The following is a 16,343-nucleotide window of genomic DNA, read 5'->3' as shown; positions in this document are numbered from 1 at the left end:
CCGCGCGTGTCACCCACTTGCGTGACTGCAACGCTCGCGATGACGCGGCGCTCCGCCGCGCAAGCGTCGCCACGCTCACGAAGCGCGTGAAGGCCGACGGGCGGCAAGAGCGTGCGGGCAGGCGGTGCGTCATGAATCTCTCCGTCATGTTGCGCGGGGTCACGCGGGGCTCACGCGAGCGAGCGCCGGCCGCGCAAAAGCGCATTGGCTGTCAGGCAGGCTTTTGCTTCGCGAGTTCCTCATCGCGCAGCGCGCGGCGCAGAATCTTGCCGACGTTGGTTTGCGGCAGCTCGTCGCGGAACTCGACCAGCTTCGGCACCTTGTAGCCGGTCAGATTCTTGCGACAATGCGCGATCACCTGTTCGGCGGTCAGCGATGGATTGCGCCTGACGACGAACACCTTCACCCGCTCCCCCTGCGCGGCGTCGGGCACGCCGATTGCGGCCACATCGCGCACGTCTGGAAGCGCGGCGATCACGTCTTCCACTTCGTTCGGATAGACGTTGAAACCCGACACCAGGATCATGTCCTTCTTGCGGTCGATCAGACGGATGAAGCCGCGCGAGTCCATCACGCCGATGTCGCCGGTGGCGAGCCAGCCGTCGTCGTCGATCACCTTGGCGGTTTCTTCGGGGCGGTTCCAGTAGCCTTTCATCACCTGCGGTCCCTTCACGCATAGCTCGCCCGCTTCGCCGATGCTGGCCCAGCTGCCGTCGTCCTTTCTGAAGCGCACGTGCGTGGACGGCGCGGGCAAGCCGATCGAGCCTTCGAACTCGCGCATGTTGTTCAGATCGACCGGATTCATCGACACGATCGGCGAGCACTCGGTGAGCCCGTAGCCTTCGATGATCGGTTTGCCGGTCACGGCCTTGAAGCGGTCGGCCACCGCTTTTTGTGTGGCCATGCCGCCCGCCATCGCGAGCTTGAGGTTCGAGAAGTCGCGCTTGCGAAATTCCTCGTTGTCGAGGAAAGCGTTGTAGAGCGTGTTGACGGCGGTCATGCCGGTGAATGTCTCGTGGCGGATGATCATCATCACGCGCTTCATGTCGCGCGGATTGGCGATCAGGATGTTGCGCCCGCCGAGTCCCATGAAAATCAGCGCATTCACGGTCAGCGAGTAGATGTGATAGAGCGGCAGCGGCGTGAGCACCGTTTCGATGTCGCCGTTCAACTGGTGCTCGGACCACGCCTTCGCCTGCAGGAGATTGGCGATCATATTCCTGTGCGTGAGCATCGCGCCTTTCGCGACGCCGGTGGTGCCGCCGGTGTACTGGAGGAACGCGATGTCCTCGTGCGCGGCGCGCACCGGCGTCAACGGCCGCGAGTAGCCGGTCGAGAGCGCGTCGAGCAGCGACACCGCCTGCGGCAGGCGGTATGCGGGCACCATCTTCTTCACGTGCCGCAACATGAAGTTGAGCAGACGCCCCTTCAAATTCAGGCCGTCGGCGAGCAGGTCGCCGAGACCCGTCACGATCACGTTCTTTACCTTCGTGCCGGGCAGCGCATCTTCGACGGTCTTCGCGAAGTTCTCGAACGCGATGATGGTTTGCGCGCCACTGTCCTTCAGCTGATGCGCGAGTTCGCGCACCGTGTAGAGCGGATTCACGTTGACCACCACCGCGCCGGCCTTCAGCACGCCGAACAGCGACACCGGGTACTGGAACGTATTCGGCAGCATGATCGCGACGCGCTCGCCGGGCTTCACGCCGATACTTTGCAGATACGCGGCGAACGCGGTGGCCTTGCGGCCCAGTTCGCCGTACGTCAGATTCGCGCCGACGCTCACGTACGCCACGCGCTCGCGGAACCGCGCGATGCATTCGTCGAAGAACTCCACGAGCGACGCATATTGCGTGACGTCGATGTCGTGCGGCACTTCCGCCGGATACGACGCGTACCAGATGCCGTCGGTGTTGGGCATGCGCTGCGCGGCGGCGTTCGCCGTTGCCGCAGGCCCGGCGGCGGACGGGAGAGGGGCTTGAGTAGGCTGGGTCATTGGTCGTCTCCTGAAGCCGTAGCTTCGTCTGTTTATGTGCTGGTTTCGTGGCCGGTCATCGAAGCAAGCTAAACACGTGGTTGGCAGCGAGTGAAGCGGAATGCGCTGCACATCGATGCGGAAACGTCCGCGCGGTTCAGCGTTCGAGAATCGCGACCACCCCCTGGCCGCCTGCCGCGCAGATCGAGATCAGCCCGCGCGCAGTGCCGGCCGGTTTGTCGAGTTGCGCGAGCAGCTTCGCGAGGCCGGCGACGATGCGCCCGCCCGTCGCCGCGAACGGATGACCGGTGGCGAGCGAGCTGCCGTTCACGTTCAGTTTTGTCGGATCGAGCGCGCCCAGCGGGCCGGCGAGGCCCAACTGCGTGCGGCAATACTCGTCATCCTGCCACGCCGCGAGCGTGCATAACACCTGCGCGGCGAAAGCTTCGTGGATTTCGTAGAGATCGAAGTCCTGCAGCGTGAGGCCCGCGCGCGCCAGCATGCGCGGCACCGCATAGACGGGCGCCATCAGCAGGCCTTCCTTTTTGTCGAAAAAGTCGACGGCGGCCGTCTCCGACCAGCTCAGACAGGCGAGCACCGGCAGCCCCCGGCGAGCCGCCCACTCCTCGCTCGCGAGCAGCACGGCGGAGGCGCCGTCGGTGAGTGGTGTCGAGTTGCCGGCGGTCAGCGTGCCGGCGTCGCGATCGAACACCGGCTTCAGGCTCGCGAGTTTTTCGAGCGTCAGATCGGCGCGCAGGTTGTTGTCGCGCGCGAGGCCGCGGTACGGCGTCATCAGATCGTTGAAGAAGCCGCGCGCGTACGCTTCGCCGAGCTTGCGATGGCTCTCGCAGGCAAGCACGTCCTGCGCCTCGCGCGAAATGTTCCAGCGCTTGGCCATCAGTTCGCAGTGCTCGCCCATCGACAGTCCCGTGCGTGGCTCGGCGTTGCGCGGCAGCAGCGGCTTGAAGAACATGCCGGGACGCAACTTGGCCAGCGCGCCGACGCGCTGGCCGGCGCTCCTGCCGCGGTTCGCTTCGAGCAGGATCTTGCGCATTTTTTCGTTGACGCCGATCGGCGCATCGGACGTCGTGTCGACCCCGCCCGCGATGCCCGCGTCGATCTGCCCGAGCGCGATCTTGCTGGCGACGAGAATCGCCGCTTCGATGCCGGTGCCGCAAGCCTGCTGCACGTCGTAAGCGGGCGTTTCCTTCGCGAGCGTCGTGGACAGCACCGCTTCGCGCGTCAGATTGAAGTCGCGCGAATGCTTGATCACCGCGCCCGCCGCGACTTCGCCCAGACGTTCACCGTGCAGTTCGTAGCGGTCGATCAGTCCTTGCAGCGTGAAGGTCAGCATGTCCTGATTCGACGCGCTCGCGTACGCGGTGTTCGAGCGGGCAAACGGGATCCGGTTGCCCCCGACGATGGCGACGCGGCGCACGGCGGGTAGCGGGTTGGACATGCTCGGCTCCTTCGGGTCGTGTTCTGGTCATCGGGTGATGCGAACGGTGCTGCGGATGTCGGCGTCAGTCGATCGGCGATCGCGACATCCTGATACAACAACGAATGCCGGCGCCTTTAATTCCACTGCGCGCCTGCGCAAAAACAGGCTCCTGCGTCATTGCAGGCGCCACTGCATGCGGCCGCGCAAATGCGGCTTTTCTCCGGCGATGTCGCGCACCTCGATATCGCGTTCGATCAGCGACGGCGACGCGCTCCACAACGATGCCTCTCCGGGCAGCAGCAGCGGCAGCTTGAATTCGGCGCTGAGCGTGGCTTCGGCGAGCGGCTTCGGTGGTTGCAGCGCGGAGGCGGCGCGCGCAAGCGTCCACATACCGTGCGCGATCGCGCGCGGAAAGCCGAACGCCTTGGCCGACAGCGCGGTGAGGTGGATCGGGTTGTAGTCGCCGGACACGCTCGCATAGTCGCGGCCCAGTTGCGGCGCGAGCTGCCAGCGCGACATGCGTTGCAGCGCCTGCGGGCCGAGTTCGAGCGGATCGAGCGGGTTGCCGATCGCCGGCACCGCGCGTTTCAGATAGACGCTGTCGCCGTCCCACACGGCCTCGCCGCGCCGGTACATGCGGGTGTGCAGCACGAAGGCCTGACCCTTGTCGTGACGCAGCAGCGCGCCGAATTCCACCTCGACGCGCAGCAGGTCCTTGTACGTGAGCGGACGGCGCAGCCGCACATGGTTGGCCAGATGCACGAGCCCGAGCGCGGGCCACGGAAACGCAGGATCGGTCAGCATCAGCAGATGTAGCGGAAACGCGAGCAGATGCGGATAGGTGAGCGGCACGCCATGCTCGGGAATGAAGCCGCACACGCGCGCATAACGCCAGACCGGTCCTGGATCGAGCGTGACGGCGGGGCGCACGAGGCGCAGCGGCGGCAATGGCGCGGCGTGCGTTGAACGCCCGCGCTTGACGATGCCCGACAACGCGCGCGCATAGAGCTTCGCCGGCGCGGGCAAGGTTTCGACGACGACGGTTTTAAGCCGCACTGCATCAGGCCGCGTCGCGCTCGAGATGAAACCGTCTTCGAACGGGTTGCCCGGTTCACGCATGGTCACGCTCCAATCAGGCTTTGTCCGCACACGCGCACGATCTGGCCGGTGACGCCGGCCGATCCCGGATGCGCGAGCCACGCGATGGTCTGCGCGACGTCGACCGGCTGGCCGCCCTGGCTCATCGAGTTCATGCGGCGGCCCGCTTCGCGGATCGTCAACGGAATCTTCGCGGTCATCTGCGTTTCGATGAAGCCGGGCGCGACCGCGTTGATCGTGATGCCGCGCGCGCGCAATTGCGACGCCATGCTTTGCACCCGGCCGATCACGCCGGCCTTCGAGGTCGCGTAATTGGTCTGGCCGGGATTGCCTGCAATCCCGCTGATCGACGACACGCCGATAATCCGTCCGCCGTCGCGCAGGATGCCGGCGGCGAGCAGCGCGTCGTCGATGCGCTCCTGCGCGCCCAGATTGATGTCGATGACGCTTTGCCATGCGGCGTCAGTCATCTTCGCGATGGTTTTGTCCTTCGTGATGCCGGCGTTGTGCACGACGATGTCGACGCCCTGTTCGTCGAGCGCGGCGGCGATCTGCGCGGGCGCTTCCGGCGCGGCGATATCGAACGCGAGGGCGGTGCCGTTCAACTGGCGCAGCGTCGCGTCGAGTGCATCGCGCGCCGACGGGATGTCGATGCCGATCACGTGCGCGCCTTCGGCCGCGAGCACGCTCGCAATCGACGCGCCGATGCCGCGCGCGGCCCCGGTGACGACCGCGCGCCGGCCCGCGAGCGGCTGCGACCAGTCGAAGGCGGGCGAGGTGGGCGACGTGGGGGCGCCTGCGGCGGCGGCCGGGCGACCTGGGGCGCCTGCGTCGATGCGCACCACCTGGCCCGATACGTACGCCGAACGCGGCGACAGAAAAAAGCGCAGCGTCGCTTCGGCGCTACCCTCCGCGCCTCGCGCGACATACACGAGATTCGCCGTGATGCCGCGCCGCGCTTCCTTGCCGAGCGAACGCGTGAGACCTTCGAGCGCGCGCTGCGCGGTCCACTGACGCGGGCTGGCGCAAGCTTCAGGCGGGCGCCCGAGCACGACGATCCGCCCGCACTTGCCGAGCGAGCGCAGCGTGTCGTGGAAGAACGCATGCAGCGGCGCCAGCTGACTGCTGTCTTCGACACCGCTCGCGTCGAACAGCAGCGCGGCGAGCTTGCCTTGAGAGCCGGCTTCGGCGGGTTGGAAGCGGCCGGTCATCAGGCCATGCCGATGCGCGAGCGGCATCCACAGGCCGGCGCTTTCATGCGCCACGCTCGTCACGCCGATGCTCGCGACCAGGTTCGCGAGCGCCTCGAGCAGCCGTGGCTCACGGCCCGCGCCGATGGCGACCAGACCGTCGAACTCGGGCCGGTCCGCGCGATAGCGGCGCAACACCTCGGGCTTCGGCAAGCCGAGCGAGCGCGCGAGGCGCGCGCCGAACGGCGAGTTGGCGAACTTCAGATACGAGTCGTTCATATTTTTGGTTGCTCCGCTGGAGGCGCCCCGAGGACGTGCCACGAGGGTATGCCCCGACGACCGAAGGAAGTCCCTGTGGCATCGGACCTGTGTCAGTGTGCACTGAGTTGGGCGTATCCGGTGGGGCTTCCCAGGATGTTTTTTCATGCGCCAAGGCTTGCATTCGGGCGCTCAGGCCGCGAGTTCAAGCGCCTTGTCGAGCGTCTCCTTGCGTTTTTGCAGATTGGCGAGCATGTCGAAGTCGGCCGGGAAGTCGTCGACTTTCAGGACCTGCGCGCCATAGTGGGCGTAGTCGTCGAGCACGCGCTGCTCGTCGGCGTCGATCAGGCCTTGCTGCCGGGCCGCCTCGGTCCAGGCCGCGAGGTGCGCGAGGCTTTGCGGCATCGGTGCGAGCAGGCCTTGCCTGACTGCGTCGCGCAGCTTCTGGTCGATCTGCGTGAAGCGCGGGTTCAGCTCGAACACGAGCTCGCCGTAGCCGAGCGCGTCGACCTCGGGATGCGGCACGTACGAGTCGGACACGAGCCGCTCGCGCGCCGCGCCCGGCGTTTGCATCAGTTCGGCGATTTCGCCGCCAAGCTGGTCCGACGGCTCGCGATACGGCAGGCCGAACGGGAACGCGAGCATCCGCACGAGGCTCGCGGCGAAGCGGTTCGGGTAGTTCGCGAGCACGCCGTCGAGCGCCTGCTGGGCCTGGTACAACGAGTCCTCGACGCCCCAGCGCACCAGCGGCAGATCGTCCTGCTGACGGCCTTCGTCTTCGAAACGCTTGAGCGTGGCGGAGATCAGGTACAGCTGCGAGAGCACGTCGCCGAGTCGCCCGGAAAGGCGCTCACGGCGTTTCAGGTCGCCGCCGAGCACGAACATCGAGACGTCGGCGAGCAGCGCGAAGATGGTCGAGATGCGTGTGGCCGCGCGGTAATACTCATGCAGGGGCGCATAAGCGGCACGCGGCTTGACGATGAAAGCGCCGCCGGTGACGCCGTACACGAAGCTGCGCACCATGTTCGACAGCGTGAAGCTGACGTGGCCGAAGAATGCCGTGTCGAAATCGCGCAGCGCCTTCGCGTGATCCGTTTCGCGCGTCGCGGCCATTTCCTTCAGCACGTACGGATGACAGCGGATCGCACCCTGGCCGAAGATGATCAGGCAACGCGTGAGAATGTTCGCGCCTTCCACCGTGATCGCGATCGGCACCTGCTGATAAGCGCGCGCGAGAAAGTTCGACGGTCCCATGCAGATGCCCTTGCCGGCGGCGACGTCCATGCCGTCGTTGATGACCATGCGGGCGCGCTCGGTGATGTGGTACTTCGCGATCGCCGAGATCACCGACGGCTTTTCGCCGAGGTCCACCGCATGCGCGGACAGGCGGCGCGCGGCGTCCATCACGTAGAGGTTGCCGCCCATGCGGCCGAGCGCTTCCTGCACGCCCTCGAACTTGCCGATCGCGGTGCGGAACTGGCGGCGAACCGCGGCATACGCGCCGGTGCCGCGCACGGCGAGCTTCGCCATGCCGACATTGGACGACGGCAGCGAAATCGCGCGCCCCGCCGCGAGACATTCCATCAGCATGCGCCAGCCGTTGCCGACCTGCGCGCGTGCGCCGATCACCCAGTCGAGCGGAATGAACACGTCCTCGCCGGAGTTCGGGCCGTTCTGGAATACCGCGTTCAATGGCCAGTGACGGCGGCCGATGTTCACACCGGGGTGATCGGTCGGTATCAGCGCGCAGGTGATGCCGGGTTCTTCGTCGCCGCCAAGCAGGCGGTCGGGATCGAGCGCACGGAACGCGAGACCGAGCACGGTCGCGATCGGCCCGAGCGTGATGTAGCGCTTGTCCCACGTGACGCGAAAGCCCAGCGTTTCGCGGCCGTCGAACACGCCCGTACAGACGATGCCGACATCCGGAATCGCGGCGGCGTCGGAGCCCGCATAAGGACTCGTCAACGCGAAGCAGGGGATTTCTTCGCCGCGCGCGAGGCGCGGCAAGTAGTGGTTTTTCTGCTCTTCGGTGCCGTAGTGCATCAGCAATTCGGCGGGGCCGAGCGAGTTCGGCACCATCACCGACACGGCCGCGGCCGAGCAGCGCGTGGCAAGCTTCATGATGACCTGCGAATGCGCGTATGCGGAGAACTGCTTGCCGCCGTACTGCTTCGGAATGATCATGCCGAGAAAGCCGCGCTCCTTGATGAACTGCCAGGTTTTCGGCGACAGGTCCTGCCAGACCATCGTGGTTTCCCAGTCGTTCGCGAGATCGCACAACTGCTCACATTCGACGTCGAGGAAGGCCTGCTCTTCGGCGCTCAGCGCGGCCGGGCCGTAGCCGAGCAGCGTGTCCCAATGCGGGCGTCCGGAGAACAGTTCGGCGTCCCACCAGACCGTGCCGGCTTCGATCGCGTCACGCTCGGTCGGTGACATCTCCGGCAGGATCTTGCGGAAGATATCGAGCACCGCTTTCGTCAGCCACGCGCGGCGCAGCGGCTTGAGCGCGAGCACGAGGGCAGGGAGAACGAACACGATCGCAAAGAGCGTCGTGAGAACGGGACCCGCCGCCCCGCTAACATGCGCGGCGGCCACCCAGACGATCATGACGGCCAGCCACCACGACGCACGTGCCTGCACATAGAGGAGTGCGAGAGCGGCACAGACGAGCACCAGGATGAACCACGGCATGACGTTTCCTCCTGTTTCGATGGTGCGTGCGAACGCGTCCACGAGGCGCGGACGGTTCGCGTTTTTGTAGATCTTCTGCGGCTTCCACATGGAGCGGCGCGGTGGCTTCCCCGTGCGCCCCGGGTGTTTCGAGCCGTACATGCGTCGGTAGCGAATGGCGTTCCTGACGCGAATCCGGGGGGCGTCCTGTTCTGTTATCCCTGTCCCTGTCGCTGTGTGGCCGCGTGTGTTCTGTTGCCTGGAGGGCGGGCTGCCGCGCGTCGATTACCGCCCGTGACCTGGCGAGCGTCTTCTTGCCGTCGTGCGCAATGCGTCATGTCGCGCGGAAATAAAAAGGCCGTTCCGATGTGGATCGGAACGGCCTCGTACTTCTTGCTACCTGAGTTTGGCGTTGCGCTGATGGCGGGACGCGTGTTCGCGCCGCGGCGGTTCGAACCGCCTTTGCGGCTAGTGTGCCGGGGAACGCGCCGGCATACTAGCCGTTTAGTTCGAACGCTTAAAGCTGTCCAGCAACGGCACTGTTGGGAGAGTGCGCGGCGATCTCCTTGGCCGACTGCGTCATGTCGATACCGCGACGCTCGCGGCTGAACGGAATCAGCACGGCAATCACCACGGCGACGATGCCGATCACCACCGCCATCACGAGCGCGTAGTTGTTGCCGTGCGCTTCGGCAGCGCCTGCCTGCAGCGGACCATTCACCGACGCGATCAGATTGCCGAGCTGATACACGAGACCGGGGAAGGTCGCGCGGATTTCGTCGGGCGAAATTTCGTTCAGGTGCACCGGTATCACGCCCCACGCGCCCTGCACGGAGATCTGCATCAGGAACGCGCCGAGCGCGAGCAGCACCGGCGTGCTCGAGAACGCCCACAACGGCAGGACCGGCAACGCGATCAATGCGGCGATGAAGATCGCGCGCTTGCGGCCGATCTTTTCCGACGCCCAGCCGAAAAACAGGCCGCCGCAAATCGCACCGATGTTCAGCACGATCGTGATCCACGACACCGTATGCGCATCGAACTGATGCTGCACGCGCAGGAAGGTCGGATACAGATCCTGAGAGCCGTGGGAGAAGAAGTTGAACGCGGTCATCAGCACGATCGCGTAAATGGACAAGCCGACGTTCTGCTTCAACGTGGCGACGAGGCCCGGCCGCGCTTTCTTTTCGAGCGTCTTGAAGGCCGGCGATTCCGGCACGTGCGCGCGCACGTACAGCACGAGCAGCGCGGGCAGCACGCCGACGAAGAACATGCCGCGCCAGCCGATGTATTGATAGAAGAGGCCGAACACGATGGATGCAAGCAGGTAGCCGCTCGGATAACCCGCCTGCAGCAGACCCGAGACGATGCCGCGCGACTTCGGCGGCACGGTTTCCATGGTCAGTGCGCCGCCGACGCCCCATTCGCCGCCCATCGCGATGCCGAACAGCGCGCGCAGCACCAGCAGCGTCATCAGATTCGGCGAGAGGCCGGAAAGCAGTTCCAGCAACGAGAAACACGCGATGTTCAGCATCAGCGTGGGGCGGCGGCCGTATTTGTCGGCAAGCCAGCCGAAAATCAACGCGCCGACCGGGCGCATCATCAAGGTCAACATAATCGCGACGGCAACCGACGGAATAGTCGTATTGAATTCCGCCGCGATATCTTTCAATACGAACACCATTAGAAAGAAATCGAATGCGTCGAGCGTCCAGCCGAGATAGGCGGCGATCGTGACGTTTCTCTGTTCCCGAGTCCAGCTCATTGATTGTTCCCCTCAGTCTCCAATAACCCGTGTTTTACGACGGGCGGCTCCGTAGCCCCGTACGCCCTATAGGACAAGGGCTTGCGGCGAGTGTACGCCGACCGTTAAACGCTTGCATGGTTGAAGCAGCTTTTATCCGTATTAATACCTGGAGCGAATTCCATGCTGAATCCGGAATGCATGCTGAATGTCGGATAAATGTAATTCTTGTATTGCATGTGTGAGTCGGAGTGTCTGTTATTTGTAATGTATATTTGACTTCAAAAACGGTGAATCAGGGTTATCCGACCGATGCATTTCCCGTTTCGCAAGAGGGGCGTTCGTCGGATTCAAATTGGCGAGGGCCAACCTGCGCGGGCAATAGCAGCGGCTCGCGCGGCATTCGCCGTGCACATACGAGGAGTCTGTTAAATGAAAATTCCCCATCTTTGCCTGCTCATCGTGGCGCTGCTGCCGTTTCCGTGGATCATGCTGGCGAAAGTCAGCAAGCGCTACGACAACGGCGCGCCTCGTGCGTATCTCGCCGGACTCGAAGGCTGGCGCGCGCGTGCGCATGCGGCGCATCAGAACGCTTGGGAAGCGTTGGCGATGTTTACCGCGGCGATCGTCGTGGCAGGTCAGGCGGGCGGCACGAACCCGTGGATCAATTGGCTAGCGATGACCTTCGTCGTCACGCGAGTGCTGCATGGCATGCTCTACGTGGCGAATCTCGCGTCGCTGCGCTCGCTGATCTGGTTCGTCGGCTTCGCGTGCGTGGTGTCGATGTTCTTCGTGTCGGCGGGATGAGCGTGCCTGGGGCGAGGCCGCGCGCTATGGGTATCGCGGGAAGGGGTCCGATGCAGCCCGCGGCCAACGCGAAGCCACGCACGCGCGCAACTCCCCGATCATACATGCGCGTTTCGCGTCTTCGCGATTGTCGGCGTGCTGGCGATGCGCTGGCGATGCATTTCCCGCCGTTGCTTGGCAATGGCAAAGGTCCTGCGGGACTTGCATTCGCCAGGCACCTCACGCAGCCAAAAACAAAAAACCCCGCGAAGCACGAAGGCTCAACGGGGTGTTTCGTTTCACTTGAATAGGGGTGGTGCCCAGGAGAGGACTCGCATCTGCATTCTAGTGGTTTGATTTTGAATAACATTTTCCATGGATGCTCATCGTCATGTACTCGTTGATGTACTCATTTGCGGCTGGCTCGAAAACATGCCATTTTTCTGCGTAAACATAGCGTTGGATCGACGCTACAGTGATGGTCTTTTCAGACTACGCGTCATCAGCGCCCGAACGTAGAGTTGTTGTAGATTGGCTCTGTTCAGATTAGTTTTTCGTTCATAAAGTATGAACATGAAAAATAATTGAACAGAGGACGCTCGTCGTTCATAATGGCTGCGTGTTCACGTTTTTTGAACAAGTGAAATCTATGAACGACAACGATCCGTATGGTCTTCCGGACTTTGACCGCCCGACCGAGGCGTTGCTCAATCAGCTCACTAGCGCCGCAACGCGGCGCGGGCGCATTCCGCTGGGTGTTATCGGTTTTCGTCCGGCTGGACAAAGCGAAAGTTTGGCCGAGGAGGGCACGCTGACGCTCGACGTGAACGGCGCGGCCCGGCAATACACGCTCGCAGCCCGAGGCCGGATAAGATCCCGGGCGGAAGTAGCAGCCCTCGCGGCGAAGCACCGAGCCGCGGCTTCCCCGGTCCTGCTGGCCACTACTTATTTGACCCTAGCGTTAGCGGACGAGTGCGTCGAGCACGACCTGCAGTTCATCGACCTGGCCGGCAATCTCTACGTGCACGCGCCTGGTCAGTACATGCTTGTAACAGGCCGGCCGGCGAGTCCCGAAATCAGACGCCTGGCATCGAGATCCGGGAAACCCGCGATCTCCGCGAGCGCCTCTCCGCTCAGGATGACTTTTGTGTTGTTATCTGCGCCAGCGTTGCTTAACCGTCCATACCGGGAAATTGCGGCCGCCGCGGGTGTGGCGCTCGGCACCGTCGGCAGCGTGCTGGACGATCTGCGTGAGCGAGGTTTGCTGGCGGGCACGGACGACCGGCGATTGCTCGATCCGGCCGCGTTCAGGGAAGAGTGGGCGATCAACTATCCGCTTCGCCTGCTGCCGAAGCTCAACGTACAACGGTTCGCAGTCGGCGATCCATCGTGGTGGGAGCATGCCGAGCTTCCCGCCGGGCAAGCGTGGTGGGGCGGGGAGGTTGCCGCTGCAAAACTGACCGGGCAGCTTCGGCCGGCCGCGCAAACGCTCTATGTCGAACCCTCGGCAAGGGCGACTGTGACGATGGCGCTCGCGAAGCGTCATCGCTTGCGTGCCGATCCTGCCGGCCCGCTGGAAATCATCGATGCTTTCTGGCATCTCGACGAGGCAGGGGCGGAAAAAGGGACCGCGCCGCCGTTGCTCGTATACGCGGATTTGCAGCGTACGAGGGAGCCCCGCAATGCGGAGGCTGCGGTGCTGATTCGCAACCAGATGGAGCAGGCGGATGACTCAAGTCCATCTTAAGACGCCGCTGCCGGCAGGAAAGCAGGTGCTGTTAACGATCATGGATCGCGTGGCCCGGCTGACGAACCTGCGGTACTTCGTGGTCGGTGCGACGGCGCGCGACATCCTGATGTATCACCTGCACGGATTCCCGCTCAACCGCGCCAGTCCCGACATGGATTTCGCGATGGCGATCGAGAACTGGACAGTGTTCGAGGCGCTCAGAGCGGCGCTTCTTCAGGAGCCGGGCTTCCGGCCGGACGCGAAAATCCTGCATCGGCTTCACTATTCACCCGCCGTGGGAGAGGGCTTTCCGGTCGATCTGGTTCCGTTCGGCGGCATCGAGATCTCTCCCGCGCAAGTGGCGTGGCCTCCGGACATGGCCATCGTGATGAACGTAGCGGGCTACGCCGAAGCGCTGGATAGTGCGGTAACCGTGCGCATCTCAGATCAATGCGAGATTCCCGTTGCATCGATCCCTGGTCTCGTGATGACGAAATTGATCGCGTGGCTGGACCGTGGGCAGTTCAATCCGAAAGACGCCGTGGACGTCAGGTATCTGCTGGAAAATTATGCTGCCGCGGGCAATGCCGACCGGCTGTATGGAGAAGAGTTGCCCTTGCTGGCTGCATGCGATTATGCGTTCGAGCGCGCCGGCCCGAGATTGCTGGGCCTGGACATAGCGTCTATCGCTGCCGCGCAAAGCAGGCAGCAGATCGTCGGCATTCTGACCGATCCCAAACTGCATGACCGGCTGGTGACTCACATGTTGCGAGGCGAATCTCACTACGGCGACGCGGTCGGGGAGATTGAGAACCGGCTTGCTGAACTCAGGATTGGGCTGATGGATTGGCCTGGCCCGTGATGTCCTGACTGTGCCCGTGGCAGAACCGTTGCATCAGGGCAGAGGATTTTCCTCGGTCTTGTGCACCTGGCGTTAGCAACGATCCTAAACGATCTCTCAAGAAAAGTCGTGGGAGTCGCGTTGCCGCTCTCGGCGAGCTCGCGCTGATCCAGACGCACTGTGTCCTTGAAAAGGCTTGCCCTCCCAAAGGCGACGTTCGAGTGTTACTTCGGTGCGGCAGCTGTTCGGTGCGGATTCAACCGGTCGATGCAACACAATCGACCGGTTGAATCCGCAGGCCAATGCTGACATTCGCTGCTCGTCGATTGCTAGGCAGGTTCAGGCCGCTCTTCTGCCATTCGGATCTCCGTAGCTGCGAATGTCGCGCTTGCTGTCCGCGAATGCGTACTCTCGACCCTGAGCCGACTTTGGACCGAGCACCACATATTCGGCAGCTTCAACTGCAGCGGCCATTCACTCCTGCAAGTCGCTCGACGCGTCATCGGCCTTAACGTTAGAACTCAGCGGCCGCAAGCTTCTGACCTAGCGACCAAAAAATCCTGTGAGATCGGGCACCTTGGTGATGTAACCGACTTTCACCAAAAGCTCCATCTGTTCTTTCGTGCTCGCAATACCGGTATCTTCACTCCACAGTGGCAGAATCATTGAACGAACATCGTCAGCATTGATTGATGTGGTCTTTGCGACAGTCTGGCGTGCAAGTTGGTCGTTCGAAGCCAGCGCTTTAACAGCTTTCGCGTAAGCGGCCTGGAACGCCTTTACGTTGTCTGGGTGTTCGGTAGCATACTTTTGCGTCGTCACCGCGTAGCCTGCTATCGCTGGTCGGTTCGCGAATACACTTGTCGGGTCGGGGATGACCGGCGCTAGCTCGGCCTTGTGCTGTGTAAAGTACGGCTCGGCAACCAGGCCTGCGCCAATGGTTCCGCCAGCGATGGCGGCGGGAATGTTAGGCAATGGAATTGGCCGAAACCTGACCTTCGAGGGATCGCCACCGTCGTTTCGCACAGCTGTAATCACCATGGCGTCGAAGTTGCCTTTCAGTTGATTAACGCCCACCGTCTTACCTTCAAGGTCGCGCGGTCGCGTGATATTACTGCCCTTCTTTGTGAATAGCCCTTGGCCGCCCTTCGGATTCCAATAGTAGGCGGGGGAGACGACCCGGAGGGGCAATCCTTGCTGCAAAGCTGACGCGAGAGCACCAATATTAAGGATCGCTATCTGCTGCTTGCCGGCCATGAGATTGGCGATTCCGTCCGGGGTCGTTACGACATTCGTGAAATTGACCGTCAATCCCTCTGCCTTGAAGTACCCGGCGTCCTGGGCAAGGGTGAACGGCGCAGTTCCGGCAGTGGGGTACATCCCAAATGTGATGGTCTTGCTGGCGTCGCTGACATTCCCCGCTGCGAATGCCGTAGATGCGAACAACGCTATGGATAAGTACACTCCGCGTTGACACCACTTCAAGATCTTAGACGTCGTCATTAGGCTTTCCTTTTTCTAAAAATGGATCTGTAGCGAGCAGAACGTTGCGCCTATGTGTTTCGGGGCGCATTCTGTCGGGCCACTGCTTCGAGCTTTGTTACGGTCAAGGTGTCATGCCGGATGAACTCGGCAATCTGCGACCTCAACCGGATGAATTCGGGCTCGGCCTTGGTGGCCACCTGATCGCGCGGAAACGGCAGCTCGACCCTGAGCGACTTCTTCACCTGGGTCGGCCGGGTTGACAGCACCACCACGCGATCGCCCAGGTACACGGACTCGTCGATGTCGTGCGTCACGAGCACCATGGTCATGCCAAGCTCATGCATGAGTTTCATCACCAGGTCCTCGAGGTCAGCGCGGGTCTGTGCATCGACTGCGGCGAAGGGCTCGTCCATCAGCAGCACCTGCGGCTCGTAGGCGATGCCGCGCGCGATCGCTACCCGCTGCTGCATACCGCCCGAAAGCTGCCAGGGGTACTTGTCTTCGGAGCCCGACAGGCCGACCCGGGCAAGCGCATCCAGGCCTTTTTGCCGCGCCACTTGTGCACTGAGTCCACGCGCGCGCAGGGGAAAGGTCACGTTTTCCAGCACGCGCTTCCACGGCATCAGCGAGCGCGTGTAGTCCTGGAAGACCATCGCCAGCTCGGGTGGCGGTCCGGCCACGGCCTTGCCCGCCACCTCGATGCGACCCGAGGTTGGCCTGAGCAGGCCGCAGAGGCTCTTGAGCAACGTGGTCTTCCCGCATCCCGAGGGCCCTACAACGCAGAGCATTTCACCCCGGGAGACCGAGAAGGACACGTCCTCAAGGACGTGTACCTGGTCCGCTCCGGATCCGTAGGCCACCTTGAGGTGTTCCACGACCAGGACGGCACCCGCATCGACATTGGTCATACCCATCCCCGCCTACGCTCAGGTGGCACTCTTGGCAAAGAACTCATCGCGGAACTCCCAGCCGATGCCCGGCGTTTGCCGCGCGCTGACGAAGCCGTTGTGCGCTTCGATGGGGTTCTTGAAGAGCCTGGACCACCAGGGCAGATATTCCGCCATCAGACCGCTAGAGAAGCCCGCGATTAACTGCACGCCCAGGTCCGGATAGACGTGCGGGGTGA

The 16,343-nt window shown here is 63.3% G+C and carries 12 protein-coding genes; 3 read left to right on the top strand and 9 right to left on the bottom strand.

Annotation, left to right across the window (positions count from 1 at the left end):
- Nucleotides 1–211 precede the first annotated feature (211 nt).
- The 6 genes from CIC12_RS27580 to CIC12_RS27555 form a co-directional block, all read right to left on the bottom strand.
- Entirely contained in the window at nucleotides 212–1,996 is a 1,785-nt protein-coding gene (locus tag CIC12_RS27580; RefSeq protein ID WP_168668876.1) for an AMP-binding protein, read from the bottom strand.
- Nucleotides 1,997–2,132: 136 nt separating this feature from the next.
- On the bottom strand, nucleotides 2,133–3,434 hold the full coding sequence (locus CIC12_RS27575) for an acetyl-CoA C-acetyltransferase (protein WP_168668874.1): 1,302 nt from the start codon (nucleotides 3,432–3,434) through the stop codon (nucleotides 2,133–2,135).
- A 156-nt stretch (nucleotides 3,435–3,590) separates the two neighbouring features.
- Entirely contained in the window at nucleotides 3,591–4,535 is a 945-nt protein-coding gene (locus tag CIC12_RS27570) for a MaoC family dehydratase (RefSeq protein WP_168668872.1), read from the bottom strand.
- Between the two features lie 2 nt (nucleotides 4,536–4,537).
- Complete coding sequence (locus CIC12_RS27565) at nucleotides 4,538–5,983, bottom strand: 3-oxoacyl-ACP reductase (RefSeq protein WP_168668870.1); 1,446 nt, start codon at nucleotides 5,981–5,983, stop codon at nucleotides 4,538–4,540.
- A gap of 171 nt (nucleotides 5,984–6,154) precedes the next feature.
- Entirely contained in the window at nucleotides 6,155–8,653 is a 2,499-nt protein-coding gene (locus tag CIC12_RS27560) for an acyl-CoA dehydrogenase (RefSeq protein ID WP_168668868.1), read from the bottom strand.
- Nucleotides 8,654–9,149: 496 nt separating this feature from the next.
- Complete coding sequence (locus tag CIC12_RS27555; protein ID WP_168668866.1) at nucleotides 9,150–10,397, bottom strand: MFS transporter; 1,248 nt, start codon at nucleotides 10,395–10,397, stop codon at nucleotides 9,150–9,152.
- Nucleotides 10,398–10,808: 411 nt separating this feature from the next.
- On the opposite strand from CIC12_RS27555, the gene CIC12_RS27550 reads away from it, so the two are divergent.
- The 3 genes from CIC12_RS27550 (at nucleotide 10,809) to CIC12_RS27540 (ending at nucleotide 13,753) form a co-directional block, all read left to right on the top strand.
- Nucleotides 10,809–11,183, top strand: a complete 375-nt coding sequence (locus tag CIC12_RS27550) for an MAPEG family protein (protein ID WP_168668864.1) — start codon at nucleotides 10,809–10,811, stop codon at nucleotides 11,181–11,183.
- A 628-nt stretch (nucleotides 11,184–11,811) separates the two neighbouring features.
- On the top strand, nucleotides 11,812–12,909 hold the full coding sequence (locus CIC12_RS27545) for a type IV toxin-antitoxin system AbiEi family antitoxin (RefSeq protein WP_168668861.1): 1,098 nt from the start codon (nucleotides 11,812–11,814) through the stop codon (nucleotides 12,907–12,909).
- Complete coding sequence (locus CIC12_RS27540; RefSeq protein WP_168668860.1) at nucleotides 12,890–13,753, top strand: nucleotidyl transferase AbiEii/AbiGii toxin family protein; 864 nt, start codon at nucleotides 12,890–12,892, stop codon at nucleotides 13,751–13,753. Before CIC12_RS27545 ends, CIC12_RS27540 begins: the two co-directional genes overlap by 20 nt.
- A gap of 522 nt (nucleotides 13,754–14,275) precedes the next feature.
- Here CIC12_RS27540 and CIC12_RS27535 read toward each other — a convergent pair.
- The 3 genes from CIC12_RS27535 to CIC12_RS27525 all read right to left on the bottom strand — a co-directional run.
- Nucleotides 14,276–15,235 carry an ABC transporter substrate-binding protein gene (locus CIC12_RS27535; protein ID WP_168668858.1) on the bottom strand — a complete coding sequence of 320 codons (960 nt, stop codon included), beginning with the start codon at nucleotides 15,233–15,235 and terminating at the stop codon, nucleotides 14,276–14,278.
- 50 nt (nucleotides 15,236–15,285) lie between these two features.
- Nucleotides 15,286–16,125 carry an ABC transporter ATP-binding protein gene (locus CIC12_RS27530; RefSeq protein ID WP_168668856.1) on the bottom strand — a complete coding sequence of 280 codons (840 nt, stop codon included), beginning with the start codon at nucleotides 16,123–16,125 and terminating at the stop codon, nucleotides 15,286–15,288.
- An 18-nt stretch (nucleotides 16,126–16,143) separates the two neighbouring features.
- Nucleotides 16,144–16,343: hypothetical protein (locus CIC12_RS27525; RefSeq protein WP_446728024.1), on the bottom strand; the 200-nt coding region annotated here is incomplete at its 5' end.

It is taken from the genome of Paraburkholderia sp. SG-MS1, assembly GCF_012275575.1.
Taxonomy (GTDB): Bacteria; Pseudomonadota; Gammaproteobacteria; order Burkholderiales; family Burkholderiaceae; genus Paraburkholderia.
Note: the sequence above shows the minus strand (reverse complement) of the source record. Positions and strands in the feature narration are given on the sequence as shown.

Coding starts and splice junctions, on each gene's coding strand:
- CIC12_RS27580 (WP_168668876.1), bottom strand. CDS start 1,996: ATGACCCAGCCTACTCAAGCCCCTCTCCCGTCCGCCGCCGGGCCTGCG.
- CIC12_RS27575 (WP_168668874.1), bottom strand. CDS start 3,434: ATGTCCAACCCGCTACCCGCCGTGCGCCGCGTCGCCATCGTCGGGGGC.
- CIC12_RS27570 (WP_168668872.1), bottom strand. CDS start 4,535: ATGCGTGAACCGGGCAACCCGTTCGAAGACGGTTTCATCTCGAGCGCG.
- CIC12_RS27565 (WP_168668870.1), bottom strand. CDS start 5,983: ATGAACGACTCGTATCTGAAGTTCGCCAACTCGCCGTTCGGCGCGCGC.
- CIC12_RS27560 (WP_168668868.1), bottom strand. CDS start 8,653: ATGCCGTGGTTCATCCTGGTGCTCGTCTGTGCCGCTCTCGCACTCCTC.
- CIC12_RS27555 (WP_168668866.1), bottom strand. CDS start 10,397: ATGAGCTGGACTCGGGAACAGAGAAACGTCACGATCGCCGCCTATCTC.
- CIC12_RS27550 (WP_168668864.1), top strand. CDS start 10,809: ATGAAAATTCCCCATCTTTGCCTGCTCATCGTGGCGCTGCTGCCGTTT.
- CIC12_RS27545 (WP_168668861.1), top strand. CDS start 11,812: ATGAACGACAACGATCCGTATGGTCTTCCGGACTTTGACCGCCCGACC.
- CIC12_RS27540 (WP_168668860.1), top strand. CDS start 12,890: ATGACTCAAGTCCATCTTAAGACGCCGCTGCCGGCAGGAAAGCAGGTG.
- CIC12_RS27535 (WP_168668858.1), bottom strand. CDS start 15,235: ATGACGACGTCTAAGATCTTGAAGTGGTGTCAACGCGGAGTGTACTTA.
- CIC12_RS27530 (WP_168668856.1), bottom strand. CDS start 16,125: ATGACCAATGTCGATGCGGGTGCCGTCCTGGTCGTGGAACACCTCAAG.